27 protein-coding genes are annotated in these 24,910 nt (G+C 48.1%); 2 read left to right on the forward strand and 25 right to left on the reverse strand.

Annotated elements, in window-relative coordinates; translation table 11 throughout:
• Window positions 1–164: 164 nt before the first annotated feature.
• The 12 genes from ACQ5DJ_RS05755 to ACQ5DJ_RS05810 all read right to left on the reverse strand — a co-directional run bounded on the left by ACQ5DJ_RS05755 (window position 165) and on the right by ACQ5DJ_RS05810 (window position 10,798).
• A complete protein-coding gene (locus ACQ5DJ_RS05755) occupies window positions 165–812 on the reverse strand; it encodes an NAD(P)H-dependent oxidoreductase (RefSeq protein ID WP_429841669.1) in 648 nt (215 codons plus the stop codon).
• A gap of 42 nt (window positions 813–854) precedes the next feature.
• A complete protein-coding gene (locus ACQ5DJ_RS05760; protein WP_429841591.1) occupies window positions 855–1,031 on the reverse strand; it encodes a hypothetical protein in 177 nt (58 codons plus the stop codon).
• Between the two features lie 611 nt (window positions 1,032–1,642).
• Complete coding sequence (locus ACQ5DJ_RS05765) at window positions 1,643–2,431, reverse strand: 2-keto-4-pentenoate hydratase (RefSeq protein ID WP_429841592.1); 789 nt, start codon at window positions 2,429–2,431, stop codon at window positions 1,643–1,645.
• 12 nt (window positions 2,432–2,443) lie between these two features.
• Complete coding sequence (dmpG, locus tag ACQ5DJ_RS05770) at window positions 2,444–3,466, reverse strand: 4-hydroxy-2-oxovalerate aldolase (RefSeq protein WP_429841593.1); 1,023 nt, start codon at window positions 3,464–3,466, stop codon at window positions 2,444–2,446.
• 25 nt (window positions 3,467–3,491) lie between these two features.
• Entirely contained in the window at window positions 3,492–4,379 is an 888-nt protein-coding gene (locus ACQ5DJ_RS05775) for an acetaldehyde dehydrogenase (acetylating) (RefSeq protein ID WP_429841594.1), read from the reverse strand.
• Between the two features lie 22 nt (window positions 4,380–4,401).
• A complete protein-coding gene (locus ACQ5DJ_RS05780; protein ID WP_429841595.1) occupies window positions 4,402–5,187 on the reverse strand; it encodes a 2-keto-4-pentenoate hydratase in 786 nt (261 codons plus the stop codon).
• A 32-nt stretch (window positions 5,188–5,219) separates the two neighbouring features.
• Complete coding sequence (locus tag ACQ5DJ_RS05785) at window positions 5,220–6,686, reverse strand: aldehyde dehydrogenase (RefSeq protein WP_429841596.1); 1,467 nt, start codon at window positions 6,684–6,686, stop codon at window positions 5,220–5,222.
• 10 nt (window positions 6,687–6,696) lie between these two features.
• Window positions 6,697–7,158, reverse strand: coding sequence for a RidA family protein (locus ACQ5DJ_RS05790; RefSeq protein WP_429841597.1), 462 nt, complete (start codon window positions 7,156–7,158; stop codon window positions 6,697–6,699).
• A complete protein-coding gene (locus tag ACQ5DJ_RS05795) occupies window positions 7,155–8,159 on the reverse strand; it encodes an amidohydrolase family protein (RefSeq protein ID WP_429841670.1) in 1,005 nt (334 codons plus the stop codon). Before ACQ5DJ_RS05795 ends, ACQ5DJ_RS05790 begins: the two co-directional genes overlap by 4 nt.
• Window positions 8,150–8,686: a 3-hydroxyanthranilate 3,4-dioxygenase gene (locus tag ACQ5DJ_RS05800; RefSeq protein ID WP_429841598.1), complete on the reverse strand. Its 537-nt coding sequence runs from the start codon at window positions 8,684–8,686 to the stop codon at window positions 8,150–8,152. Before ACQ5DJ_RS05800 ends, ACQ5DJ_RS05795 begins: the two co-directional genes overlap by 10 nt.
• 30 nt (window positions 8,687–8,716) lie before the next feature.
• Window positions 8,717–9,280, reverse strand: a complete 564-nt coding sequence (locus ACQ5DJ_RS05805; protein ID WP_429841599.1) for an NADPH-dependent FMN reductase — start codon at window positions 9,278–9,280, stop codon at window positions 8,717–8,719.
• Window positions 9,281–9,310: 30 nt separating this feature from the next.
• On the reverse strand, window positions 9,311–10,798 hold the full coding sequence (locus ACQ5DJ_RS05810; protein ID WP_429841600.1) for a 4-hydroxyphenylacetate 3-hydroxylase family protein: 1,488 nt from the start codon (window positions 10,796–10,798) through the stop codon (window positions 9,311–9,313).
• 333 nt (window positions 10,799–11,131) lie between these two features.
• On the opposite strand from ACQ5DJ_RS05810, the gene ACQ5DJ_RS05815 reads away from it, so the two are divergent.
• Together ACQ5DJ_RS05815 and ACQ5DJ_RS05820 are read left to right on the forward strand one after the other, a co-directional pair.
• Window positions 11,132–11,800, forward strand: a complete 669-nt coding sequence (locus ACQ5DJ_RS05815) for a Crp/Fnr family transcriptional regulator (protein ID WP_429841671.1) — start codon at window positions 11,132–11,134, stop codon at window positions 11,798–11,800.
• Window positions 11,801–11,818: 18 nt separating this feature from the next.
• Entirely contained in the window at window positions 11,819–12,451 is a 633-nt protein-coding gene (locus tag ACQ5DJ_RS05820) for a Crp/Fnr family transcriptional regulator (protein ID WP_429841601.1), read from the forward strand.
• A gap of 78 nt (window positions 12,452–12,529) precedes the next feature.
• Here the strand turns inward: ACQ5DJ_RS05820 and ACQ5DJ_RS05825 are convergent, their stop codons facing one another.
• The 13 genes from ACQ5DJ_RS05825 to ACQ5DJ_RS05885 all read right to left on the reverse strand — a co-directional run bounded on the left by ACQ5DJ_RS05825 (window position 12,530) and on the right by ACQ5DJ_RS05885 (window position 24,877).
• On the reverse strand, window positions 12,530–14,485 hold the full coding sequence (locus ACQ5DJ_RS05825; protein ID WP_429841602.1) for a GTP-binding protein: 1,956 nt from the start codon (window positions 14,483–14,485) through the stop codon (window positions 12,530–12,532).
• Window positions 14,486–14,595: 110 nt separating this feature from the next.
• The gene (locus ACQ5DJ_RS05830) at window positions 14,596–15,069 is read right to left on the reverse strand and encodes a DUF4358 domain-containing protein (protein WP_429841603.1); all 474 of its coding nucleotides are present in this window, start codon (window positions 15,067–15,069) and stop codon (window positions 14,596–14,598) included.
• 5 nt (window positions 15,070–15,074) lie between these two features.
• On the reverse strand, window positions 15,075–16,214 hold the full coding sequence (locus ACQ5DJ_RS05835; RefSeq protein WP_429841604.1) for a DHHW family protein: 1,140 nt from the start codon (window positions 16,212–16,214) through the stop codon (window positions 15,075–15,077).
• 14 nt (window positions 16,215–16,228) lie between these two features.
• Complete coding sequence (locus tag ACQ5DJ_RS05840; protein ID WP_429841605.1) at window positions 16,229–17,635, reverse strand: MBOAT family O-acyltransferase; 1,407 nt, start codon at window positions 17,633–17,635, stop codon at window positions 16,229–16,231.
• A gap of 21 nt (window positions 17,636–17,656) precedes the next feature.
• The gene (locus tag ACQ5DJ_RS05845; RefSeq protein WP_429841606.1) at window positions 17,657–18,343 is read right to left on the reverse strand and encodes a GDSL-type esterase/lipase family protein; all 687 of its coding nucleotides are present in this window, start codon (window positions 18,341–18,343) and stop codon (window positions 17,657–17,659) included.
• A gap of 113 nt (window positions 18,344–18,456) precedes the next feature.
• Window positions 18,457–20,280, reverse strand: a complete 1,824-nt coding sequence (locus ACQ5DJ_RS05850) for a sensor histidine kinase (RefSeq protein WP_429841607.1) — start codon at window positions 20,278–20,280, stop codon at window positions 18,457–18,459.
• Window positions 20,277–20,951: a response regulator transcription factor gene (locus ACQ5DJ_RS05855; protein WP_429841608.1), complete on the reverse strand. Its 675-nt coding sequence runs from the start codon at window positions 20,949–20,951 to the stop codon at window positions 20,277–20,279. Before ACQ5DJ_RS05855 ends, ACQ5DJ_RS05850 begins: the two co-directional genes overlap by 4 nt.
• Before the next feature lie 663 nt (window positions 20,952–21,614).
• Window positions 21,615–21,839, reverse strand: a complete 225-nt coding sequence (locus ACQ5DJ_RS05860; RefSeq protein ID WP_429841609.1) for a hypothetical protein — start codon at window positions 21,837–21,839, stop codon at window positions 21,615–21,617.
• 3 nt (window positions 21,840–21,842) lie between these two features.
• The gene (locus tag ACQ5DJ_RS05865; RefSeq protein ID WP_007729137.1) at window positions 21,843–22,160 is read right to left on the reverse strand and encodes a heavy metal-binding domain-containing protein; all 318 of its coding nucleotides are present in this window, start codon (window positions 22,158–22,160) and stop codon (window positions 21,843–21,845) included.
• Window positions 22,161–22,176: 16 nt separating this feature from the next.
• Entirely contained in the window at window positions 22,177–22,932 is a 756-nt protein-coding gene (locus ACQ5DJ_RS05870) for a CPBP family glutamic-type intramembrane protease (RefSeq protein ID WP_429841610.1), read from the reverse strand.
• Between the two features lie 15 nt (window positions 22,933–22,947).
• On the reverse strand, window positions 22,948–23,733 hold the full coding sequence (locus tag ACQ5DJ_RS05875) for an ABC transporter permease (protein WP_429841611.1): 786 nt from the start codon (window positions 23,731–23,733) through the stop codon (window positions 22,948–22,950).
• Window positions 23,733–24,650 carry an ABC transporter ATP-binding protein gene (locus ACQ5DJ_RS05880; RefSeq protein ID WP_429841612.1) on the reverse strand — a complete coding sequence of 306 codons (918 nt, stop codon included), beginning with the start codon at window positions 24,648–24,650 and terminating at the stop codon, window positions 23,733–23,735. Before ACQ5DJ_RS05880 ends, ACQ5DJ_RS05875 begins: the two co-directional genes overlap by 1 nt.
• 32 nt (window positions 24,651–24,682) lie before the next feature.
• Window positions 24,683–24,877 (reverse strand): PLD nuclease N-terminal domain-containing protein, encoded by a 195-nt coding sequence (locus ACQ5DJ_RS05885; RefSeq protein ID WP_007729128.1) that lies wholly within the window; start codon window positions 24,875–24,877, stop codon window positions 24,683–24,685.
• Window positions 24,878–24,910: the final 33 nt, after the last annotated feature.

Raw genomic sequence — 24,910 nt, forward strand, 5'->3', positions numbered from 1 at the left:
CGAGGAGGTACGCATCTTCTCGACAAATGATTGTCTGTGGAATGAAAAATGTCCTTTCCTCCTTGTTTCTTCTGAAGCGTTAGTGACTTGTTATGGAATCCGCTATCTACATGAGCTAAGGGAAGCCGATCGAGCAGCTTCCCTTAGCTCATGGATGTCTTCAATTAGAAAATTTCCGCTACTTGACGCGCTTCTTGGAGCGCCTTTTCCTTGAACTCCGCCGCTCGATTAGGGAACTCTTGCATCCCTTCAACAAAGATGCCTTGAAAATTCGTTATACCTACAAAGTCCATAATGGCTTTCATGTGACGGTGCCCCATTTCACAATCTTCGTAGTTCCCCCCTGAGCCAGGCGACATGATACTTCCAGATGCTTGAATATGAACTGCTTTTTTATCGCCAAGCAAACCGGTTCTACTGCCGTCAGAATTATATCTAATCGTCTTTCCTGGAAGGAGGATCGCGTCAAGATAGTTCTTCATAACTGTCGGATAGGAAAAATTCCAGATCGGCGAGACAAAAATATATTTGTCGGCAGCTATGAATTGCTCAAGAACTTGGAAAATACGTCCGAGTTTACTTTGCTCCGCAGGCGTTAATTGATCGAAAGAAACTCCCTGTCTAAGCTTGTCCCGTGCATCCAATACATCACCATCGTGTTGAGGGAGATCCAGTTTAAACAAATCGAGATGTACGACCTCGTCTTGCGGATGAGTGGAACGGTAAACTTGTAAAAATTCTCTCCCTACTACCATGGAATAGGAACGCTCATCATCACGCGGGTTAGCTGTAATATAAAGTACGGTTGCCATAAAAAGATAAACCTCCGTTTTCAATGGGCGGCGACTGCCGATTTATTTTTGTGCCAAAACGTCTGCGACTTGACGAGTAGACACGTTAATCCGGTTATAAAGGTTGGCTGTAGCGATTCCAGCAATAAGCGTAGCCAGCGCTGCTTCATCATAGTGACGGGCTGCTTCTTCGTATACTTCGTCCGGCACAGGCTGGGATTGTTCGTTAAGTCGAGTCATCGATTTTCTCGGCAGACGTAAATAAGGCTTTGCCCAACGCCTGCAAGGATTGGCCCACTTCGGACAAAATGATAACAGGATTTTTCATTCTGGATTGCATAGGAAACACTCCTTTGATTATATGAGAGAAGCACTTAATTCGACCTCTCACTATATTGACGTAACGAACGGAGCGAGTGTGACCGAATCAGATCTATGCCAATATATCTCGGCAAGCGTTGAGACTGAAAATATCATGGTAAACAGTTGTACCCGTCCTTCAGACTGATGAAAGATTCGTGAGCATCACTTCGTGAAGGCTAACGCTATGCCGGCTTATCACAAGCTTGATATTTTTCCTGGTCTCGCTTGGCAAAGGAAAAGTGGAGACCTCCTTATTTGGAAGCTCCACTTTATCCTTATAGCTTACAAACTTTATTAGCGTAAATTGGAAAAAGGCAGCCTTTAAAGCTGCCTGAGATAAAAGTAAAAACTCACTTAATTATGGGTGGCTGTATTCCATGTAACCAGTCTAAAATAAATGGGGTTTGATGAGGGTTTAGGTTACTTGGCATATCCTTTTTATGTATGAATTGAAGATCGTGTATCTTCTCGGCTTTTCGCCTTACTACCTATCTCGTTATCACCACAAACTCAATACTTCCGAGGCCTCCCCATTTGGCGCTTACGACATCTCCTTCCCGTAGCTGGTGGGAACCGGTAATGCCCCCGGACAAAATCAAATCTCCCTTATGCAGCTTGCGGCCTTCGCGAGCAAGCATGTTCGCCAGCATCGCGACCGAGTGGGCTGGATGACCGAGAACTGCCGCACCAGCGCCCAAGTCTTTGAGCTCGCCATTGATCGAAAGAGTAACACCTACCAAATCGAGTTCAAGTTCATCAGGCTTTCTCCACGTTGATCCGATAAACACACGGGAAGACGAAGCATTGTCGGCAATGACATCCGGCAAGGTAAACTGGAACTGCGCATATCTGCTGTCGATAATCTCCAGTGCGGGGACCACATAGTCAGTAGATGCCAGGACATGAGCCTCGGTGATGCCGGGTCCTTCCAAATCCTCTTTCAAAACAAAGGCGATTTCCGCTTCCACCTTGGGATGAATCAATTCATTGATCGGCAAAATGCCGTCTTCGATATTCATATAGTCAAAAATGTAGCCACGAATCGGTTCGTGCACATTCATCTGCTTCATTTTTGCCTGACTGGTCAACCCCATTTTAGCGGCAAAGATTCGATGTCCCTGCTCAAGCTTGAGGGAGACCAGCTCATTTTGAATACGATAACCATCTTCCACTGTCAGCTCAGGGTATTCAGCCGTCAGTTTCACGACCTCCTCCCTATTCAACTCCGCATCCACGAGCTTCTGAGCCAATCTTTTGTACAATAGTTCCGATTGCACGCTGATCACCTCCTATCTGATTTTGGAAGAGTTGTTCAGTTGGGCGATTTCCGCTGCGACATCTACGATCATGTCTTCTTGTCCCCCCACGGCCTTTCGTCTTCCCAGCTCGATCAAAATATCCCGGGAGTCAATGCCGAATTTCCTGGCTGCACGCTCGGCATGAAGCCGGAAGCTGGAATAGACACCCGCGTATCCGAGAACCAGAGCGTCTCGGGTAATTTCCTGTGGTACTTGAAGAATCGGGGCCACGATTTCCTCTGCGAGGTCCATCATTTTGTACAGATCGACGCCCGTCTGAATGCCCATTCGATCCAGTACAGCAAGGAGAACCTCGGTTTGTGTATTGCCCGCACCTGCACCCAAGCACCGAACACTGCCGTCAATCCAGGTGGCACCTTCTTGAATGGCGACGAGCGTATTGGCCATGGCTAAAGACAAATTGTTGTGTGCATGGAAGCCAACGGGAATATTCAGACCTTGCTTCAATGACCGGACTCGTTCCCTTGCTTGATCAGGTAGCAGAGCGCCAGCCGAATCGACAATGTACACGACATCGGCTCCATAGCTTTGCATGAGTCCTGCTTGCTCCGCCAGTTTTTCCGGCGCAGCCATATGCGACATCATCAAAAAGCCAACTGTCGTCAAGCCAAGCTCTTTCGCCCGATAAATATGCTGAGCGGAGACGTCCGCTTCGGTCGCATGTGTGGCGATTCGTGCCATTCCTACCCCTAGCCCAGCTGCCGTCTTCAAATCTTTGATCGTGCCGATTCCAGGCAGCAAGAGCACGCCCACTTTCGCTTGTTTACAAACGGAAACGGCAGCCTCGATCAGCTCCAGCTCATGGGTCCTAGACAGCCCATACTGCAGGGAAGATCCGGCCAATCCATCTCCATGGGAGACTTCAATATACGGGACGCTCGCTTCATCTAATGCACGCGCCACCTCGACGACTTGCTCTACAGTAAACTGGTGATTGATCGCATGGCTCCCATCTCGAAGCGCTACCTCGGTGATCACAATATCACGAATCATATGCGGTTCCTCCGTTCATTCGTGGCTATATACCCGTGCCGATGCGGACAGCATGCTTGGCATATTCCTCTGCTACCTTCACCGCTGTCGCCGTCATGATATCCAGATTGCCTGAATACGTAGGGAGGTAGTCACCCGCACCTTCCACTTCTAAAAAAACGGTGATTTTATTTTCATCAAAGATCGGTTCTGAGCGCAGGCGGTAACCAGGAACGTATGATTGAATATAGGAAACGGTCTGGTCGATAGCCTTCACGATCGCCTGTCGGTCCGCACCTTCCTCCACTATTGCATAGACCGTATCTCTCATCAGGATCGGCGGCTCTGCAGGATTCAGGATGATGATCGCCTTGCCCTTCTTCGCTCCACCGATCGCTTCGATACCATGTGCGGTCGTCTCCGTAAATTCGTCGATGTTGGAACGTGTGCCAGGACCCGCGCTTTTACTGGAAATAGTGGCCACGATCTCTGCGTAGCTGACCGGACTCACACTCTGTATCGCATGAACGATCGGAATAGTAGCCTGCCCGCCGCATGTGATCAGATTGATGTTCTTTTCATTCAAATACGCACCGAGATTCACAGATGGTACTACATAGGGTCCCACAGCAGCAGGCGTCAGATCGATGGCGAGCTTTCCTGCCTCCCTGAGCGCCTTGGAATGTCGAATATGTGCTTTGGCTGAAGTAGCGTCAAAGACGATATCTGCAAGATCCGCACCGCTTTCCAAAAACGGTTTTAATCCGCCGTCAAATACGTAGTAGCCATCTGCCTTTCCTCTACGTAGACCATCCGAATCAGGATCGATTCCAATCATGGACGTCAGTTCAAGAATTGGCGACCTTCCAAGCTTGATCATCAGGTCTGTTCCGATGTTCCCCGAGCCCAGTATTGCTACTTTTACTTTCTTCATGCATGCACTCCTTTCCTATTTTTCACCTGCCAAACCTGACTCCTACTGAACCAAGCCCAGCAATCCGTGTGTGAAATACATCGCCAGGCTTAGCTTCAACCGCTGCCGATAGCGCACCGGACAAGATGATTTCTCCTGCTTTGAGTGTAATCCCTAATTCGTACAGCTTGTTTGCTAACCACGCCACACAAGATGCGGGATTGCCTAATGCGGCGGCACCCACACCGGTATTAACCAGCTCCTGATTTTTATAAAACGCCATTCCTACCAGGGGAAGATCCAGATCTTGCGGTTTCACGGGATGTCCACCCAGCACATAGAAGCCCGAGGATGCATTGTCCGCAACGGTGTCTTCTAGTTTTATTTGCCAATTGGCTATACGGCTGTCCACGATTTCCAAGGCAGGCACTACATACTCCGTTGCCATCAAGACGTCAAAGATGGTTACATGTGGCCCTTCCAGATCGCGCTTCAGCAGGAAGGCAATTTCTGCTTCTACCTTTGGCTGAAGGACATGCTCGAAAGGCAGTTCCCCGTTGTTTTCCACGACCATGTCGTCCAATAGATGTCCATAGTCTGGCTGATCCACGCCAAGCAGTGTCTGCATGGCACGAGAAGTCAGGCCGATTTTCTTCCCTGTAATCCTCGCGCCATCTCTCACTTTTCGCTCAATCGTCTTCAATTGAACGTGATATGCCTCTATCTCGCTGATTTGTGGATCCAGTAAAGTGAGTGGCGCTACTCCCACCCCTTCACGACTCGCCGCCGCTAAATGATCGGCGAATCGCGTGATCTTTTCTATGTCCACACGGTTCCCTCCCTGTTTTGTTGTCCTTCTTACTATAATTTCATGGTGACTGTCTTGACTTCGGAGTAGAATTCGAAGCTGTGACGCCCGCCTTCGCGGCCAATCCCGCTGTCCTTGGCACCGCCAAACGGAGTTCGCAAGTCACGCACATACCAGCAATTGATCCATAAAAGACCTGACTTCACTCGATCAGCCACGCGATGCGCGCGCCGTAGGTCGTTGGTCCAAACTACTCCTGCCAAGCCGTAAGCCGAATCATTGGCGATCCGAATAGCGTCCTCTTCTGTACGGAATGGAATGATCACGATGACTGGACCGAAAATCTCTTCCTGCGCCACCCTCATTTTGTTGTCTACATCATAGAGGACGGTTGGCTCTAGGAAATTGCCGTCGCCCAGCCCGATGATCCGTTTTCCGCCGTAACCGAGCTTGGCACCTTCTTCCAGTCCGATCTGGATGTAGTGCTCCACCGTCTCCAAGTGACTGCGGGACACCAACGCTCCCATATCCGTCTCTGGCTCCAGAGGATTTCCCACCTTGATCCTTTGTACAGCCGCTACAAATTTGTCCAGGAACTGATCATATACACTTTCTTGCACTAACAAGCGCGATCCTGCCAGACAAATCTCGCCCTGGTTGCGGAATATCGCTTCAATCGACCCTTTTACTGCTTCATCAAGATCGGCATCTTCAAATACGATATTGGCTGATTTGCCTCCCAATTCGAGCGATACCGGAATCAGTTGCGTTGCGGCATTCTGCATGACGGTCTTGCCGGTGTTAGATTCTCCCACAAAAGAAATCCGGCGCACATGGGGATGCGTCGTCATCGCAGCGCCGACAGTCCCGCCCGGACCAGTGATGATGTTGAGCACGCCAGGGGGCAGACCTGCTTCATTAGCAATCTCGCCGAGCATCACCGCAGAGAGAGGCGTGTACGAGGCTGGCTTTACAACGACGGTATTTCCCGCCGCTAAAGCCGCCGATGCTTTCCAGGTCATCTGCATGAAGGGCAGATTCCATGGAATAATTAGACTCGTCACACCTGCCGGAGCATATTTGGCGTAGGACATAAAATGGCGCATTTCATAATGCTCATGGACCATGTATTTAGCCATTTCGGCAAAGAATCGCAAATTAGCCGCCGACCTCGGAATATCGAAGCCCCGGCTTTCTTTGATCGGTTTGCCGACATCGAGCGTCTCCACCAAAGCGAGTTCGTCCACATGTTCCATGACCAGATCAGCCATTTTGCAGAGAATCTTGGCGCGCTCATCTACAGACATCTCATTCCAAACGCCTGACTCAAACGTACGCTGTGCCACGTCGATCGCCCTTTTTACATCCTGCTCACTTGCATTGGCCACAGAAGCCAGCTTGAGATTAGTCGCTGGGTTGATCGTATCGAAGGTTTCACCGGAAACAGCGTCCACGTAATCTCCGTCTATGAATAGCTTGGCGTCTTTTCGTACCTGGTTTTCCTTGGCAGCCTGACTCATGGGAATCCTCCTAATTCTCGATTTCCAAGATCATCTCTACTTCTACGGCATTATTTAGCGGGAGCTGGGCCATCCCAACAGCGGACCGCCCGTGCCTGCCTTTCTCGCCGAATAGCTCCACCAACAAATCTGATGCCCCATTCATGACTTTCGGCTGATCTATGAAAGCTGGATCGCTGTTAACGAATCCGAGTATTTTGACCACTCGTTTGACTCTTCCCAGTTCCCCTAGCTCATGTTTAGCAACAGCCAGCAGATTGAGCATACACTGCCTGGCAGCCAGGTACCCTTCTTCTATCGTGACATCCAGTCCCAGCTTCCCTCGATATTCGTTTGTCCCTTGACCTGCCAGAAAGAGGAGATTGCCCGATTGGACACAACCGACATAATTACCGGCCGGCTGTCTCGGTTCGGGCAGGTCTAGGCCCATTGCCTGTAGGCGTTGTTCCGGCGTTTCAGTCTGATGTTTCACAGTCCGTTCATCTCCTTTATGTTCAGGAAGCGAAGCGCGTTTTCACCCAGCAACGCCCGTTTCTGTCCATCAGTCAGCTCCAACGTATGATCGATGACATCCCCGGGAGGTGTTTCACGAAGCAGGAAGGGATAATCCGATCCCATCATGATCCTATCTTCGCCAAAGCGCTTCATCATGTATTGAATGTTCAATGGGTCGTACGTCAAGGAATCAAAGTAGAATTGTTTCGCGTACACACTAGGCGGTTGATCGGTCAGACGCAGATGCGGCCATACCTTCCAGCCTTGGTCCAGCCTGGGTAAAATATAAGGAAAAGAACCGCCTCCATGGGCAAAGCAGATTTTCAGGCGCGGAAACTTCTCGATCACGCCTCCCAAGATAAGACTTGCTGCGGCAAGTGCTGTCTCGCTTGGCATCCCGACGGTGTACATCAGGTTGTGTCGCGGCATCCGTTCTCTGCCCAGCGTCTCCCATGGATGTACAAAAAGGGGCACATCCCATGTCTGACACATTTCAAAAAAAGGAATCAGTCCCGGGTCATCCAGATTGTTGCCATTTACGTTGGTACCGATTTCGATCCCTCTCAGGCCGAGCTCGTGCATGCAGCGATCCATTTCCCGAATGGCTACCTCGGTGTCTTGCAATGGAACGGTACCCAATCCGATGAAATGATTCGGATGTTGGTTAACCGTCTCTGTGATAAAATCGTTTTGAATCCGCGCCATCACTTCCGCTTCGACTGCCGGTGCCCAGTAAGAAAACGTGACCGGAATGGGTGACAACACCTGTATATCCACGCCTTCCCGCTGCATGTCATGAATCCGTTTTTGGGGATCCCACACCTGATCCGTCACTTCGCGAAATACTTTTCCCCCGACCATAATGTTTGCCCCACATGTGCAAGTGCGGTGCAGAACTGGCCAGCGCTCTCCATGAAAGCGTTCAGCCAGGTTGGGAAGAGCTTCTGGAATAATGTGGGTATGGAAGTCTACTCGCATTTCCACTCACTCGCTTCCGGAGACATGACGTGCCCGCATTTTTTGCATGTCCGTAGCTCCAGATTGCTGTTGAATCCTTCGATTGCCTCTTTTACCTGCACTTCTATGTTGGTCAATTGAATCCGTACGCGATGCATTTCGTGGTCGCAGTTTTCGCAGAACCAAGCAAAGTCCTCCAGTTCTCCCTCAGCTCTGTTGCGCTCAATCACGAGTCCGATCGTATCCGCGATCCGGTGTGGGGAATGCGGAACATTCGCGGGAAGAAGGAACATTTCGCCTTCTTTGACCGTAATGACCTCACGCTTCCCATCCTGATTCATGATCTCTACGAAGCAATCACCCTTGAGCTGATAGAAGACTTCCTCGGATGGATCAATGTGAAAATCCCGCCGCTTATTCGGCCCTCCCACTACCATGACCATTAGTTCTGCATCTTTCCAAATCACCTTATTATTCACAGGTGGCTTGAGTTGATCGATGTGATCCTCGATAAACCTCCACAAATGGATCGGTGCCAATGTACGCATGCTCTATTCCCTCCTTTGTTTTTTTTATTCCTAGCGATTAAGTGAGATCGTTTCTCCCGCTGGCTTCAATGCCTTTTGCATATGAACCAGCTCTCGTGCCAGTTCGTTGATTCTGCGCAAAACATCTTCGTCTGTAATTTCATTTTGTGAGTTGAAATGATCGGCGTGTACATATACCGATCCTGGTGCTACATAAGCGCGAAAGAAGCCCGCAATTGGTTTTAGCTGGTTTTCGATCACGAGGTAATGCTGATACGTTCCTCCATTTGCCACGAAGCCCATCACTTTATGTCGAAGAACCTGAGGCTGAATATGATCGAACAAATTTTTCAAAGCCCCTGTCATCGAGCCTTGGAAAATAGGCGTACCAAACAGATAAAAATCAGCGGAGGATACCTTGTCGATCACCTTTTTCGTATCATCCGTGTACGTCGCCGGATCTCGTCCATCACACAGAGACATCCGGTGCTCGCGCAGGTCGAGCAGCTCCACTTCGATTTCCGGTGCCGTTTTTTTCACTTCATCCAGGACGCTTTGCACGACGATGCTTGTTTTCGCCCCAATCACTGTGCCTGCTATGCCTAGTAGTTTCATGGTTTTCCCTTCCTTTCCGTCTGGACTTGTTTAAAGAACCTGCTCCGTCTGCGATGTCGATTTGGCAGCAAAAACGCTGAGCGCGTCATCCACCATCGTGCATGCATGAAACTTCTTATAATTATTGTAAAAAATCGCTAATTTGCGCACTGGATCACCGGTATAGTACCGCTCGTATTGCAGCAAACGCTGTCCGAAGGCTTCCCCGCACAGGTCCCAAGCGAGCTTAAACAGGCGAACGCGTTCTGTACCGGAGATACCGTCACGTCCCGCATAATACTTTTCCATGTCCCCTGCAAGCTCGGAATGCTCCATGTCACTGTCTGTCGGGGACATAAGCAATCCGCCTGCTCCAATAATTTGGATGACTTCAATCGCCCGCGGGTACAGCTTCGGAAGCAGCCCGCGAATAGTTTCGAGCTGTACGTAACCCGGCATGAGCTCGCCCGACGGCAAGGTCTCGTATTCCAGCTCAGCTGTCCTCAGGAGCGCTCTGACCGATTCCAGCGATTGCGCTAGCTCCCCGAGATTGTTTTGGACATTCGGATAGACGTCTACCCCGATGGAGTCTGCCAGCCGCATGGCAACTTCCGTGGCAAATTGGAGCTTCAACAGTCCTCTCACTCCTGTCTGATGCGCCGGCTGCTGCCCGATGCCTGTCTTTGGATAAAGCAGGTTGGCTGCTTCTACATTGTTGTACAGAAATAAGCGCTCCCAAGGCACGAGTACATCATTGAAGACGAGAACAGCATCCATTTCCTCGAAGCGCGATGCCAAAGGATGGTCATAGACGGAACGCTTTCCATCCTGCATGGGCTCTCTACAAATGATACGTAGGCCAGGGGTGTCAATTGGAATGGCAAATGCCAGGGCGTAACGCTCATCTCCTGGCTTGAACCCAGGGAACGAGTAAATGATGACTTCATCTGTAATCGGCGCCAGTGTTGCGAGCATTTTCGCTCCTTTGACAATCAGCCCTTCCGGCGTCTCCTCTACTGCCCCTAAATGGGTGTACACATCATTTTGTTCGTGCGAAGACTTGCTGCGGTCGTTTTGCGGATTGATAATCGCGTGCGTTAAAAACAGGTCCTGGTCGCGAACATACTTGTAATAATTTTTCGCGTTTTCCGCCCACTGCGGATTGTACTTTTCCAAGAAAGACGCATTGCTGTATAGGGACGTCAAGACGACATTGAGAAAATCCGGCGTTCTTCCCATCAAGCCAAAAGTTGCTTCCGCATAAGCTTCGTATACGGCTCGTTTCGCCTGCAATTCCTCTGAGGTCTTTGCAACGAGAAAGGCGTTGTTCACACGCTCGCCGGTCTCCTGACAAATATGGGTAATCTTCTCTTGGTACTTCTCGTCATGCTGCATGTCATACAGTTTGGCTATTTCATGAATCGGCTGTCGAAAAACAGCCTCCTCACATACATTTGTCACCTTTCTGCCTTGTAGCCAAATCTCCGGTTGCCGTGATTTCAAGCCCCGAATGTATTGGTCACCTGTACGGATCCCCACCACAATTCCTCCTTGTTTTTTTTGGTTGGTTGAGTCGTTTTTGTTCTTACATCGCATTATAATGTCTGCCTTTTCTGAAAAATGTAACCCACTTAACATCACGACTGAAAAATAAAAAATCGGCTCACCTGATTCACGGAAACGGAGGATATGTAAACGAATTAACATCAATTCTGTTTTTCTTTTGTATACACGTCATTTTCACGTTGAAATATTGGTAAGGAGCTTTTTATTTTCATATAATCAAAAGTAATGAGTTCAGAAAATTAAGACTTAAGCTTGGGTGGATGATTGGAAGAGGTAAGTTCATTGATGAGGAAAGGAGCGATGATGATGGTATCTCCTTTTGAAACAGATTTGAAATGGGAAACCCTTTTAGAATACGGCACCCGTCAATTTGTGAAAGGAAAAACAGCTATCTATAAGCAAGAGACGATGGGAGAAGGTTTTTATTATCTACATAAGGGATTAGTCAAGATTGTGACCTCTACCTTCAAGGGGAAAGATCGCCTGGTGAACATCGTAGTCCCTGGTCAAATCATGGGACTTCAAACCATGGATCAACAACCTCATTTCACCACGGCTATTGCTGTAAAGAATGCAGTCGTCTACCATTTCTCCTGTTCACAATTCCTCGAAATGCTGAAGGCACGCCCTGAACTCTTGTCTCTTTTCACCCAAACCATCCATCAAAAAATGCGGATTCTTTTAACCGCCATCAACATGAAGGCACTGACTTCAGAAGAGCAAATCGCTCGTCTCCTGCTCAACATTTGCGAAGACTTTAAAAACCACGAGGTTCCCCTCACTCAACAAGAGCTAGCTGAATGTGCTGGCCTCACCCGTATCACTGTCTACAAGATCCTGAAGGCATGGAAGGAACATGGCATCATTGAAATAAAAAACCGATCCTTTGTCGTCAAACGCCCAGATATGCTGAAGCCTCCACAACTCACAGCAACTCCCTTCCCTTTTATCGAGAAGCGCCGTAACATCCATTAAATGTGAAAGGTGGTCACAATGGCCTGTCTCCGCTATCAGTGGACGCCGTACCTCATGTATGGTACGAAGATCGAAATGGGAAAACATACAACGCTCTACCATCAAGGCGATGTGGGAACTGGATTTTATTATCTAGACAAAGGGAGCGTAAAGATCACTCTCTTATCTGAGAACGGGCATGAGCGGTCTATCGATTACATTCCCACAGGTGGGTTGTTCGGGGAGCACGGTGCCTATAACGGCTCATACCTGACATCAGCTATAACTACTTCTCCTTCTGTCATTTACTTTTTCTCCGACGAGGTCTTATCCCGTATTTGCCAAGACCACCCACAGTCGGCAGTGATCTTCACCAATTCACAAATCTATAAGCTCCGTCTCCTGGCTGAAATCATCGCATTCACTGACAGTCCCATTGAGCTTGCGATGGCTAATTATTTGCTCAAACTAATAGCTGTGCACGGAAATAATCATATTCCTATCGACCAGACGTCTTTTGCACGCTATATTGATACGTCTCGCATTACGGTGAACAAGACTTTGCAGAAATGGCGACAGCAAGGCTTGATTGAGCTATCTGAGCGTAGTTCCATTCGAGTTGTGGATGTAGAGGGATTGCGTGGGATTTATTCTCGCATCCAATATAAATAGGGCGAAGCCTGATCAGGCTCGCCCCTCTGCATTGAAAATAACCTTTAGTAATCTTGATACAGTATTGTTCGGTTCTGCTTAGAGCAGATGCATCTTGGCTTCTGCCTCGTCCCACGGCACCGAGTATCCAGCCCCCTTGGCGCAAAAGATCGAGGAGGATGTATAAACCGGATCTGCATCCTTTTCATAGCTTTTTCTTTCCATCACTTCCTCCGCGTTATGGCAGCGATCGTATCCGCCAAATACACAGCGGATGCTGCCTCGTCCATGCGTGAAAGAAGCGAATTCGGTGCTGTAATTCATGAATGTTGCAACGGGCACCCTTCCTGTAATCACCGCATGCGTATCCGACATCTGTGGTGGCTCGAACGAGCCTGAGGCGCGCTGAATATCCGAAAGTACTCTCCCCATCTCGTTCATTCCCACCTTTATTTTGACGTCATAATAGGGTTCTAACAGCATATTTTCCGCCTTCTCCAGCCCCTGCCGCAGTGCGCGGAAGGTGGCCTCACGAAAGTCGCCCCCATGCGTATGTTCGTTATGCGCACGGCCTCTTAGGAGCGTTATTTTCATGTCGGTGACCGGCATGCCTGTCAATAGCCCATGATGCTCCCGTTCGTAGAGATGAGACCGAACTAGATTCTGGTAGTTAAAACTTAGTTCATCAGGATGACATACGCTAGTGAAATGGATCCCGCTGCCTCGCTCTCCCGGTTCGAGCAGGAGATGCACTTCCGCGTAATGTCTGAGCGGCTCGAAGTGTCCATATCCCATCACAGCAGATTGTACCGTTTCTTTATACAAGATTTCTGGTTGTCCGAAAGAAACAACGAAACCGAAGCGTTCCTTCACAACCTGCTCCAGCACTTCTAATTGGATCAGACCCATGACGCGAATGTGAATCTCTTGCAAACTTTCTTCCCAAACCACATTCAGAGACGGGTCCTCCGCATTCAGAATGCGAAACGCACCAAGCACTTGCTGCACGTGAAGCGAACCGTCAAACTGTACTTTCGACTGTAGTGTCGGCTCCGTCTCATAAACAAACTTGTCAGAGTAGAGCCCCACCCCTTGTCCAGATTCGGCCTCGGACAAGCCGACGACCGCGAATAAATCCCCGGCAGCTACTTGTTCAACCGAGTGTGATTTCCTACCATTAAACAGTAAGATTTGTGTAATCTTCTCTTCGTATTGAACTCCCCCGCTCTCATAGCTAAGCAGCTCGCGTACCTTCAGCTTGCCGCTCAGCGCTTTGACGAACGTTAGTCGCAACCCGTTTTCTGCGTGTCGAATTTTATAAATTCGCCCCCCGAACGGAGTCGTCTCGTCATAAGACGCAGTCGTTAACAAGGACAGTTGATTCAGGAACTCTACAATGCCATCATCCTGTAATGCCGAGCCGCAGGCGCAGGGGAAAAGACTCCCATCTCGTATCATCTCCTGCAAGGCACCCAGCCAAAAAGCTTGATCTTCCCTTTCCTCTATAAACGCTTCTAGTAATGACTCGTTCCGCTCCGACATCATCTCCCGTAGCCCCTCACCGACGATACCGTTGGCGAAGTTGTCCTTGACGGAACAGACATCCCTAGTCAACTGACTGCGTAACTCCTCTTCCGTCCTGCTAACATCCGCGCCTATCCGATCTGTTTTATTGATGAAGAAAAATGTCGGTATCCGATGTTTGCGCAACAACTGCCAGACTGTCTCGGTATGACCCTGAACACCTTCTACCGCACTGACAATCACGATTGCGTAATCCATTACCCCGATCGCCCGCTCCATCTCAGAAGAAAAATCGACGTGTCCAGGCGTGTCGATCAAATAATAAACGTCGCCCTTATGGTGTATAACCGCCTGATCGGCGAACACGGTAATGCCTCTTTTCCTCTCGATATCGTGGCTGTCCAAAAAGGCATCTTGATGATCCACCCGGCCCCGTGACCGGATGCTGTTCGTATGGTATAGCAACTGTTCGGCGAAAGTAGTCTTGCCCGCATCCACATGGGCAAACAAGCCGATCGTTAAACGCTTCATGTAATCCCTCTTCCATAGCTACTCGACTGCCATTTCTTTTCTCATTAAAACATAAGAATGGAGAAGAAGAATAGCCTTGTCAGGTTGAACCATGCGTGCGTTTACCTCGATTACTTCAGAGCTTCGTCAAACACAGTTTCTATTTGATCAACTTCTTTCGACACCGCGAATAAAACAAACTGCCCTTTCGTCTTCAAAACATGCTTTTCGATGAGAAAATACTCCTCTGGGCGATAGTCTTTCAATTTGATTGTTTGTGCCTCGATCCGTTGTTGGAATTTCTCTTTTATATTTTCGGTGTCGCTCGCATCTTTGACTTTGATAACAGCCAGTTCATCCGCTTTCACATTAGATGAAGCCGTGTACAGGATAAAATCCTCCACTTTTCCTGCCTCGATCTGATACAACTTTTGCAGTTTCTCCAGATCCCCTTGCTTCATATTCTGAAAGCTTACCGTTTGTTGAATTTTTTCTCCCACTTCTACGGCCGAAAGATCTCCGGAAGTCTCGTCGCCACTGGAGCATCCGGCCAATATGCTCATTCCTATAGCAAGCATAAGCAGTACAGACAAAAATCGCTTCATTACATTCACTCCATAATGTTTAGAATAGAGGTGTCTTCAAAAAACGTTTTGACGTTGTAAAGGAATAGCATGTCATGAAACGGCCGATCTTGTATGAGCTTTGTTACGGATCCCTCATAATATCGAAGATCAATGACATCAATCTCTGCGAAGTGTTCGGCCAAAAAGGGAATCAGGCTATTAGCGTACGAATCTTTCACGATCAGCAGCTTCTTCCCGTCCGGATGGTCCGTTGTGATTCGCACCAGTGCATGGTTGCTGTCCAGGAATACTGCATACTTATCTTTTTTGGACAGATTGTCCATCTGGTACAAGGAATCCGTGGTACGGCCTTCGTCCACGTACTCCACCTTCTTTTTGCTTTCCTCTTTCGGCAGATAAAGATCGATACGATCAGGCTGCAGATGACGGAAGCCGCTCTTCGAATAGAGCGATCCGTAGAATGCATCTGTCACCTGCCGGATGTTGAACGCAGCTTCGTCTTTTGGAACAATTCCCATCTGCTTGCACAACACCCGATAAGCATAATAAGCGCCTTTGCTTGTCCAATGATGATCCGTTTTATAAAAAATGGCTTCTTCGCGTCCGGCATACAGCTCGGGATAGACATCAACGAAGCGAATATCAGGTGGAAGCGATTGCCGTACTCGATTCAGAGCAGCATGTTCGTCGCCAATTGGTGCGTAGGCGGGCAGTTTATCCTGAAGCAACGCGGCGGCGGTTGGTACCAGCATGATGTACTTGCGAAGGTCGGGCGTTGTCTGGTGAATCGAATGGATGGCCTGAACTCTGTCATTCACCTCGGCGTCCAGCGGCGATGAGAATTGTTGAATCAGGTACCCATCCTTGCCCAGATAAACACCGTTGCTGTCTTCTTTGCCCATAACACGATCCGCATCCGTTTTTAACCCGATCCAAACGTCCCGGAAAGCAAATTGATCGGTGATATAGGTCTCGTAATCAGATGTGAATTTCCCCGCGAATAGTGATCGCAGTGAAAAAGGTGGCCTGCTCTCGAGAACCCTGTTTTCCGATTCCGAGAATGCATGATCAGGGGTCAATATGTTCAAAACGGCCACCATGAGGATAAACAGCAAGAACAACAAGCCCGTCACGGCTCGCGTCCGTTTGTCATATCTGGTCAAGACCGCTCCTCCCCTCAAAAACGAAAATATAAGAATGGATTGTAATCCTCAAAGACCAAATAAGCTGATGACAAAACCAAACTTGTGATAAAAAGTGCCAAAGCAGCGATCATGCCTACCGATTTCCCTCGGGCTTTCATCTGCTCCAATCCTTTCCGGGGCAGTGGTGTCGCGCACAAGGCCAAGAGAACGAGCAATCCGCCATACGTCGTCAGGTCGTAGAGCGCCTGACGATCCGCCCATTCGTGCGCCCCGAAACCAAACATCGCACAGATGAACATCCACGCGGAAGGCAAATGTTCGAATTCAAAAAGAACCCACCCGACAACGACAATGAGTAGCGTGTAGAGATGTCCTGCCCAGCTCGGCCAACGCTTCAGCCACTTCAGCAAAAACAGCTTCTCAAACACAACGAAACAGCAGAAATATAAGCCCCATACGATAAAGTTCCAGCTCGCCCCATGCCATAGACCGGTTAAGAACCATACGATCAAGAGGTTACGGAACTGGTTGCCCAAGCCCATCCGGTTCCCGCCGAGCGGAATATAGACATACTCCCGGAACCAGGAACCGAGGGAAATATGCCATCTGCGCCAAAATTCTGTAACGCTTCGTGAAATATACGGATGCTTGAAGTTTTCTGGGAATTCGAAACCGAACATTTTGCCGAGACCGCGTGCCATATCCGAATACCCGCTAAAATCGAAATAAATTTGAAACGTAAACGCCAGGATGCCGAGCCACGCGGAGAGGACAGTCAAGTCCTCCATCGGCGTCGACTTCACGTTGGTCCATAGCAGTCCGATATTGTTGGCTAGCAGCACTTTTTTGGCCAATCCCCGGATGAACCATTCCGCCCCTTCTCCGAACCGCTCCAACGTCACTTTACGGTTGACCAGTTGCTCCGCGATATCTCCATATTTGACGATCGGACCTGCGACCAGTTGGGGAAACATCGTAACGTAAGTACCGAAAGCGACGAAATTTCGTTGTGCCGGCACTTTACGGAGGTATACATCCACTACATAAGACATCGTTTGGAACGTATAGAAGGAAATACCGACGGGCAGCGGCAGATCAGCCACTTGTATATGCAGACCGAATAGATCATTCACATTCGAAACGACAAACCCGGCATATTTGAAGAAACTGAGAATCGCCAGACTGCTGCAAATAGAGCCGAACAACACTGCTCTGGCGATTAGCTTGCGGTGACTGTACTTGTCGATCAAGAGCCCGTTGATATAATCAATTACGGTTGTAAAAATCATGATGATGATATATACCGGTTCGCCCCAAGCATAAAAGATGAGGCTTGCTACGAACAGAACAGCATTTTTCAGCTTATTAGGCGACACATAATAAACGAGCAGCACGGCGGGCAAAAATTGAAACAGGAAAATCAGACTGCTGAATACCAACTTTCGTTTCCTCCCGCGCCGTTATTTTGCGCTCTTCTGACGACCTAGCTCATCTTTTACGTAATCGAGCAGGATCGGGTAAAACTCGGCTTGGAAATGAATGCCGTCCGCATCGTACATGTCTCGATGAGCGGCCACGATTGCCGACACATCGATATATCCGACTTGTACCTTGCTTGCCAACTCCTTCAGTCCCTCATTGTAGTCGCCGATATTTCGATAACGGGGCTCCGCTTTTTCTGCCTCTGCGGTAACCGGGGTAACGGATAATATCGTGATGGACGCTTCTGGAAGCCCTACCTTGATGCGATCGATCAATTTGCCGTAATTCGACAACGAATATTCCTTGGGATTGTCAGTCGGCCATAAAATGTCGTCCGAACCCAGCTGGATAAAAATATGCTTGGGCTTTCGCTTGACTAATTCGTCCACATCATTTAGTGCGAATTCAGCCGTTTTCCCTGCACCGGCGAGCACGTTCTCCTGTTTCAACACATCATGGTAAGACAATCCCTCCGTAATTGAATCTCCGAAAAAAATGCTTCTTTGAAACTCTGATGCATATGAGGTTTGCTCCGGAGTGGAGGTGTCCACGGACTGCCTAGTAATCTCGGAAGCAGGTGTTTGTCCATTGTTGCCGCATGCCGCAACCGATAAGGCGACCATTGCGATCAGTGTAATACCCATCATTTTCTTTTGCACTTTCATCTTTCCCCTTTCTTATTGAACAAGGTATAGAGTAATCGTCGGAGATCAAGATCAGGTGCAGATCGTGTGCAGATTGGGTAGAAATGCAATAAAAAAAGTGCAGAACCGAGGTTCTACACTTTCTTTTTCTGTAATTCAAAATAGAACAAGACGCCTTCATCCGTATTCATTGCCCCATAGTACGCCCCATGCAGTTCTAGTATCTGCTTGGAGATCGCCAGACCCAATCCGGTTCCTCCGGTTGCACGGTTGCGGGAATGCTCGCCGCGGTAGAAACGATCCCATATCTTCTCCAATTGCTCGGCCGGAATATGGACGCCTTTATTTTCGATGCAAATCTTGACGGTATCCTCCCCTTCAACTGTCGAGATGACAATGTCCTCTTGCTCAGGGGTGTAGCGTATGGCGTTTGTCAGGAAATTTACGATCACCTGCTCGATTCGATGCTGATTGGCGACGACTTCGACTGGGGCTAAACGGTTGTGCAACTGCAACTGCTTGCCGGCGAGGTCCGGTGCCAACTTTATGCAAACTTGGTCTAGTACCACATCAATCCGGAACGAATCCATCTGCATTCTATACGTACCGGATTCATATTTTGCCAATTCCAGCATATCCGCAACTAGCAGGTTCATCTTCTTCACTTCATCTTCCATCGCAGCAAAATAGTAGTCCCGCTTCGGGCTGTCCGCCTTATCCTTCAAGATGTAAAGGCAGCTTTCCATGACGCTGAGCGGAGTTCTCAGCTCATGTGACACGTCAGCTATAAATTCTTTACGTGTTTGCTCCAGGCGCTTTTCTTTCTCGATATCCTGCTCCAGCCGGACAATATGGGCATGCAGCATATCCGAAAGTCGATTAATATTCCGTGACAGGCTTCCGATCTCATCCTCTGCCTTGGTCGGAATTTTTTCAGAGAAGTCCAGCTTGGCCATTTTTTGCGTCATGTCGTCCATGCGGAGCAAAGGAGCTGCTATTCTGCGGGAATAATAGAAGGAGGCAAGCAGTACGAGCAGCAAGGTACCCGCAATGATGTAGACGTAATAACTTCTCATGACCTCCGCAGCTTCGTTTACAGGCTGCAGCGATGTCATGGCGAACAAATAGGCGGGATTCCCTGTTGGATCGGTCACGCGCTCTACGAATATTTTGTAATTCATATCGTTCTCTTTGTAGTCCGATATGGTGCTTGTTTGCTCCACATAATCTCCGTATAGCAAATCCGCTTGAAAAGCTTTCACCCGTTCAAGAAATAATCGGTTCGTGTAGCGGGATACATCCGCGCCTTGCGGTGTCCGGACCTGTGTTATGGTTCCGTGCACCAAAACGCTAGGATAACGCTCATGGTATTCGGTGGGACTCTTGAATCGCGGGACGACCTCATACTCTTTTTTGACAAGTTGCTGATTCTCCAGTCGATTTTCCTCTCTGAGATTGGAGACACTCCTCCCGATCCGCTGCGGAAACCATTGCTTATCGATCAGGATCCCTTCCATGACAATCTGTTGCCCCGCTTTCACAAAGGTATCGGGGAAGAAGGGGTTATCGGCGCTTACATCCCCCACATCCATGACCGTGTACAGCGGAACGACAATCGACTTGCCGGAAAGAGCAGGGGTGGCGTCCGAGTGCTCCAGACGGACCTCCATCTCGAAATCGTCCGTGTATTTCAAATGGCCTCTATCATCCAATCGAGCAAACCAGGCATTCGTCTTTTGATAAAACTCCTGTTCATTCCTGACTTCATCCTGAGAAGTCCCGGCATGAGTCAACTCGTTTTGCCAATAGGATTGAAGGGCTTCCGTCACCTTTTCTACCTTTTGATGCACATAATACTGCTCGAAAAATACGGTTTGTCCGATAAAAATGCTCGCGATCACAAACAGGCATAATCCCGTCGTGAGCAGAAACAGCTTGAGTACAATGCTTGTTCTCATGGCATGTCCTCGAATTTGTAACCGGAACGAACAACAGTGACGATATGCTTCGCATGCTCTCCCAGCTTGGAACGTAAATTGCGAATATGGCTACTGAGCGTACGATCCTCGCCGTCAAAGTCGTAACCCCAGATTTTTGAAAGGAGCTGTTCTCTGGAGAGGATGATGCCTTTGTTTTTCATCAAGTAGGCCAAAATTTCGAATTCCGTGTGCGTCAGGCTATAGTTCTTTCCCTCAATTGAAACGGTTCGGGACGGCAAGTGAATCGTAATGCCGCCGCCGGACAACATATCCCCCGGTTCTTGGATTTTCCGATTTTCCAGCAACCGTTTGGCGCGTGCCAGCAGGATGGGAGGACTGCACGGTTTTACCACATAATCGTCCGCCCCGAGTTCGAATCCAAGCAACGTATCATCCTCATCTGCACGAGCTGTTAACATCAAAATGGGGACGTTGGAAACTTTGCGAATGCGTCTACATACTGACCACCCGTCCAATTCCGGCAACATAATGTCCAGAATGATCAAATGAACTTCATGCTCTTGAAATAACGTCAGCGCCTGACTCCCGTCCCCCGCTTCCAGCACTTCGTAGCCTTCGTCCATCAAGTATTCCTTCGTAATCTCTCGCAAAACCTGCTGGTCTTCCACAATCAGTATCGTTTTCTTCATGCTAATGCCCTCTCGTCCTCTATCTCTCCAAAAGATATTTTTTAGAATGTTATCATGACTTTGGGGTCGTCACAATATGGGCAGTATTGCAAAGGGTCGTAGAGGACGCCATTTTTCATAAAAATTTTCCTCGATCAGCATCTCGAATGAATCTTTTACTAATCAGTCTAAAACTTTATTATCTCTGCACAGCGGGGCGTTATCCATGAAATAGGAAAAGCAGTCGGTTCAATTGACCGACTGCCTCCTTTGTTTTTTCAATTTGTGCTTCATATTCGTTGACGATGAAGAAAAATGGAGTGCAAAGACATGAAGAACTTGAATTTATTAGCGCTTTGTGATTAATATGCTTGATGTAACGTCGTTAAATCCGTGGGGAACCAAATCGGGAATCGTGGTGCCCTCGTATAAACCTAAGCAGTAACCTTGATACCTGTCCCTAATGTAATGATTGCCAATACGAACGTTGTTAAAGCGCTTATTAACTAGACTACATCTTTCATTTTAAATTCGATATTTTTTCGGGTTTGGGCGCACAACAAAAGCCAAATCCTGTCATCTAACAAGATTTGGCTCGTTTCTACTATAAATCTACTATCTACATACTTTCCACCAAATGATAAAACCAGCATGCCCCACGAGTTGGACAGTCCTCTTCATCGCTTACTTCTCAATTTTGTAATAGCGATCCCCCGTCTTCGGATTGTAATATACACGACGCTTTTCCTGTGTTACCGGATCGATCGTCACTTCATTCGTCGACTCAAATCCGGGCGGAACGATTTCTCCGTGGTCTTGGTGCAGTCGCTTGTCCTTGATTTTCGAAATGATTAGCAAGGTGATGAAAAGCAAGATCTGAAAAACAATGTAATAAACGACATAAATCATTCATTACACCTTTTCAACGACAACTGCTGTACCGTATGCGACAACTTCCCCCATATTTCCCATATTTCCAGAGTCGTAACGACACATTACCACAGCGTTAGCTCCCATGGCAGTTGCGTTTTTAATCATGCGGTCAAGCGCTTGTTTGCGCGCGTCCTCCAGGAGCACCGTGTATTCCTTAATTTCTCCGCCAACTACTGAACGAAGACCTGCCATGATGTCTCCCCCAATTCCGCGTGCTCGAACGATCAAACCGAATGTGGTTCCTTTTACTTCAACGACACGATATCCTGGAATGTTTTCTGTAGTTACAACTATCATTTGCTTCTCCTACTTTCTATGTTTTATTTTTCAAGATCACATGTAACACGATGTCAGCGCTAAAATGACTAATAATCGCAGCTTCTAAACCGTATCGCCAATATAAGAAGCCAAACAAGATGCCCAAGATACCGTTTAGCAACAACGTCCATATAGTGACCACGTTGCCTTTCCCGTACGTCATGTAATTGGTTGGGAGATGGGATGCAGCGAAAACAATGGCGGCGACACAGATGCCCAGCCAATAGGAAATTCCCATCCATCCCATCTTCTGTGCCAAAAATACGACAACAGTCATAACCCCTAGACGCATGAGCACTTCTTCGCAAACCCCTCCGTAAAAAGACGAGAGGAAGCCGAAGAACCGTGATGAAATCGGTTCTTTACCCATTATTGTGGTCATGTGTGGTTGAAAGAAATAACGGTCCACCCATTTTACCAAGAGGCCTACCGCGACACCTGAACTAATAGATACCGCCCAAAACGTCCAGAAGGAAAAAGGCAGCTTCGCTCCGGACACCCAGTGATCGAGAATCGAGAGGCGAAGACCAGTGGAAGGCATGAGCCATAAGCCTATAGCAGTCGCCAGAGCCAGAAATACACAACTCTGAATGCTAATAATCGCAACCATGACGGAAATAGGCGGGACTTTGTTAGTAGAATAGATGGCGGCTTGCAGCTGTACATGTTGGCGAATCGTGTTGGATTGAATAGGTATAGCGCATAGAGCGCACAGTACACTAACCAACCAGATCAGCCAAAAATGTTCCATTTCTACGCCTCCTCTTTAGATTTCTGATCGTTCTAAAAAGTACCAGCCCATAAAGAAAAATACAATGTTGAGTGTAAAGACACCTGCGAGGCCAGGTAAACCTGTGATGACTGCTTGCGACAGAGTTGAGTTTTCTTGAATGATCATCATCGCAGCATTTGACAATCCACCTGGAGATACCATATCCAAAAATTTTCCTAGAAATTGTGGAACAGTGAAGATCAGGATATTGAATACCAGCGAGGCTCCACCGGCACCAACCGCATTGTTAAAAAAGCTGGAGGCGCACAGAGTTGTGGTGACGACAAGAAATAGATTCGGTATGTACATTAACGTACCTATCCATACATGAGTCCAATCTAGTTTTCCGAAAAGAATCTCTGTATAGTAGGCAGTTATCCCCATCCCGATCAGCATGCTTACAATTGTCAAAGTGTAGTAGGTAATCGCTTTGGCTAGATAGTATTTGGCTCGACTGATGGGCTTGACGAATACCATGGATGCTACCCCAGAGGCTTTCTCTCCGGCTATCGATCCCATGACGATAAGGATAAGCACAAACGTGCCGAGTGAGCTAAATTTGCTAATCGCCGTCGAGAGTACTTCCGGAGCAGACGGGGTTGGAATTTTGATGACTGCCCCTTCCGGCAGCCCAGTGGAATTGGCCAATATATCAGGAAGCATTTTCATTGTAATCGGTTGTGTAATCATTAAAGCAATAAACACAATCGGGACAATGAGAATCTTGTAGGTTTTGACCAATTCATTAAATTCTTTTCTGATCATTGGGTGGGAAGTCATCAGTTATTCACAACCTTTAGGAAAATGTCTTCGAGGGTCGATGCGGACAAGCGATAGTACGCTAGTGTCCCGCCAGATTCTAGAAGAATGTGAGGCAGGAGTGCCTTGGCCTTTTCCATGTCATCGGTAAGGACTTTGTAAATCTCTCCATCTAGGTTCCATTCCCTGATCCAGGTTTGCCCATTCAATACATCGGTCAAATCGATGTCCTGCTGATCAAGCTTGAACTCAATCAGTGGCTCCACATGGTTTGCTCGCAGCTGATCTAAACTGGACGCAAGCACCACTGTACCGTCCTTGATGATGACGATATGGTCGGCGATTCTTTCGATGTCATCCAAAATGTGGGTCGACATGAAGACAGTCATATGTTGCTTCAACTTTTCTATTAGCAATAAGACGTCATATCTGCCCATGGGGTCGAGCGCAGAAACTGGCTCGTCCAAGACGAGTAGCTTAGGGTTGTGGATGAGCGCCTGGGCAATCCCCAGACGCTGTTTCATCCCTCCGCTGTAACCGCTAATTGGGCGGTTCCTCGCCTCATTGATACCGCATAATTCCAAGAGTTCATCTGTCCGCTGCGCAATTGTGCGCTTGTCCAATCCATAAAGTCTACCCACCCAATGCATCCACTCGGTCGCTGTCATGTAGTTGTAAAAGGCTGGGATTTGTGGACAATACCCTACTTCACTTGTGACTTTATTGCGGTCAGTCACGACGTCGTAGCCTACTACTCTCACTTTTCCTCCGGTCGGTGCAGCCAATCCGGTTAGGATGCGGATGGTCGTCGTTTTCCCGGCACCATTCCCCCCAAGAAAACCGACACAACCGATGCCATCGACGGAAAAGGTTACGTTCTTTAACGCTTTATGGTCTTTATATTCCTTTGTGAGGCCTTCACATTCAATAACTCGCAAAGAATGTCAACCCTTTCCTCGGTTCTCTTGAGCTAGTCTTTTCTGCCTACAAAGAAATACACGATCGGACCCAAGGTGTTTATAAAGATAATGCCGAGAGCCCACGGCCATTTTTTTCCACCTGCAACGCGGTATGCTTCGCGTCGAGCCAAATCAATTAAAGCAATAACTGCTAGTATCAATTGAATAGCAATGATAGGTGCAAGAAGCTGAATATCGAACGGCATGGATAAAACCTCCAATTTTTATAGTTATTTTAA

Source organism: Brevibacillus sp. FIR094, assembly GCF_050477165.1.
In the GTDB taxonomy this organism is placed as follows: domain Bacteria; phylum Bacillota; class Bacilli; order Brevibacillales; family Brevibacillaceae; genus Brevibacillus.

Coding starts and splice junctions, on each gene's coding strand:
- ACQ5DJ_RS05755 (WP_429841669.1), bottom strand. CDS start 812: ATGGCAACCGTACTTTATATTACAGCTAACCCGCGTGATGATGAGCGT.
- ACQ5DJ_RS05760 (WP_429841591.1), bottom strand. CDS start 1,031: ATGACTCGACTTAACGAACAATCCCAGCCTGTGCCGGACGAAGTATAC.
- dmpG (WP_429841593.1), bottom strand. CDS start 3,466: ATGATTCGTGATATTGTGATCACCGAGGTAGCGCTTCGAGATGGGAGC.
- ACQ5DJ_RS05775 (WP_429841594.1), bottom strand. CDS start 4,379: ATGAAGAAAGTAAAAGTAGCAATACTGGGCTCGGGGAACATCGGAACA.
- ACQ5DJ_RS05785 (WP_429841596.1), bottom strand. CDS start 6,686: ATGAGTCAGGCTGCCAAGGAAAACCAGGTACGAAAAGACGCCAAGCTA.
- ACQ5DJ_RS05795 (WP_429841670.1), bottom strand. CDS start 8,159: ATGCGAGTAGACTTCCATACCCACATTATTCCAGAAGCTCTTCCCAAC.
- ACQ5DJ_RS05800 (WP_429841598.1), bottom strand. CDS start 8,686: ATGCGTACATTGGCACCGATCCATTTGTGGAGGTTTATCGAGGATCAC.
- ACQ5DJ_RS05805 (WP_429841599.1), bottom strand. CDS start 9,280: ATGAAACTACTAGGCATAGCAGGCACAGTGATTGGGGCGAAAACAAGC.
- ACQ5DJ_RS05815 (WP_429841671.1), top strand. CDS start 11,132: ATGGTATCTCCTTTTGAAACAGATTTGAAATGGGAAACCCTTTTAGAA.
- ACQ5DJ_RS05820 (WP_429841601.1), top strand. CDS start 11,819: ATGGCCTGTCTCCGCTATCAGTGGACGCCGTACCTCATGTATGGTACG.
- ACQ5DJ_RS05825 (WP_429841602.1), bottom strand. CDS start 14,485: ATGAAGCGTTTAACGATCGGCTTGTTTGCCCATGTGGATGCGGGCAAG.
- ACQ5DJ_RS05830 (WP_429841603.1), bottom strand. CDS start 15,069: ATGAAGCGATTTTTGTCTGTACTGCTTATGCTTGCTATAGGAATGAGC.
- ACQ5DJ_RS05845 (WP_429841606.1), bottom strand. CDS start 18,343: ATGAAAGTGCAAAAGAAAATGATGGGTATTACACTGATCGCAATGGTC.
- ACQ5DJ_RS05850 (WP_429841607.1), bottom strand. CDS start 20,280: ATGAGAACAAGCATTGTACTCAAGCTGTTTCTGCTCACGACGGGATTA.
- ACQ5DJ_RS05855 (WP_429841608.1), bottom strand. CDS start 20,951: ATGAAGAAAACGATACTGATTGTGGAAGACCAGCAGGTTTTGCGAGAG.
- ACQ5DJ_RS05860 (WP_429841609.1), bottom strand. CDS start 21,839: ATGATTTATGTCGTTTATTACATTGTTTTTCAGATCTTGCTTTTCATC.
- ACQ5DJ_RS05865 (WP_007729137.1), bottom strand. CDS start 22,160: ATGATAGTTGTAACTACAGAAAACATTCCAGGATATCGTGTCGTTGAA.
- ACQ5DJ_RS05870 (WP_429841610.1), bottom strand. CDS start 22,932: ATGGAACATTTTTGGCTGATCTGGTTGGTTAGTGTACTGTGCGCTCTA.
- ACQ5DJ_RS05875 (WP_429841611.1), bottom strand. CDS start 23,733: ATGACTTCCCACCCAATGATCAGAAAAGAATTTAATGAATTGGTCAAA.
- ACQ5DJ_RS05885 (WP_007729128.1), bottom strand. CDS start 24,877: ATGCCGTTCGATATTCAGCTTCTTGCACCTATCATTGCTATTCAATTG.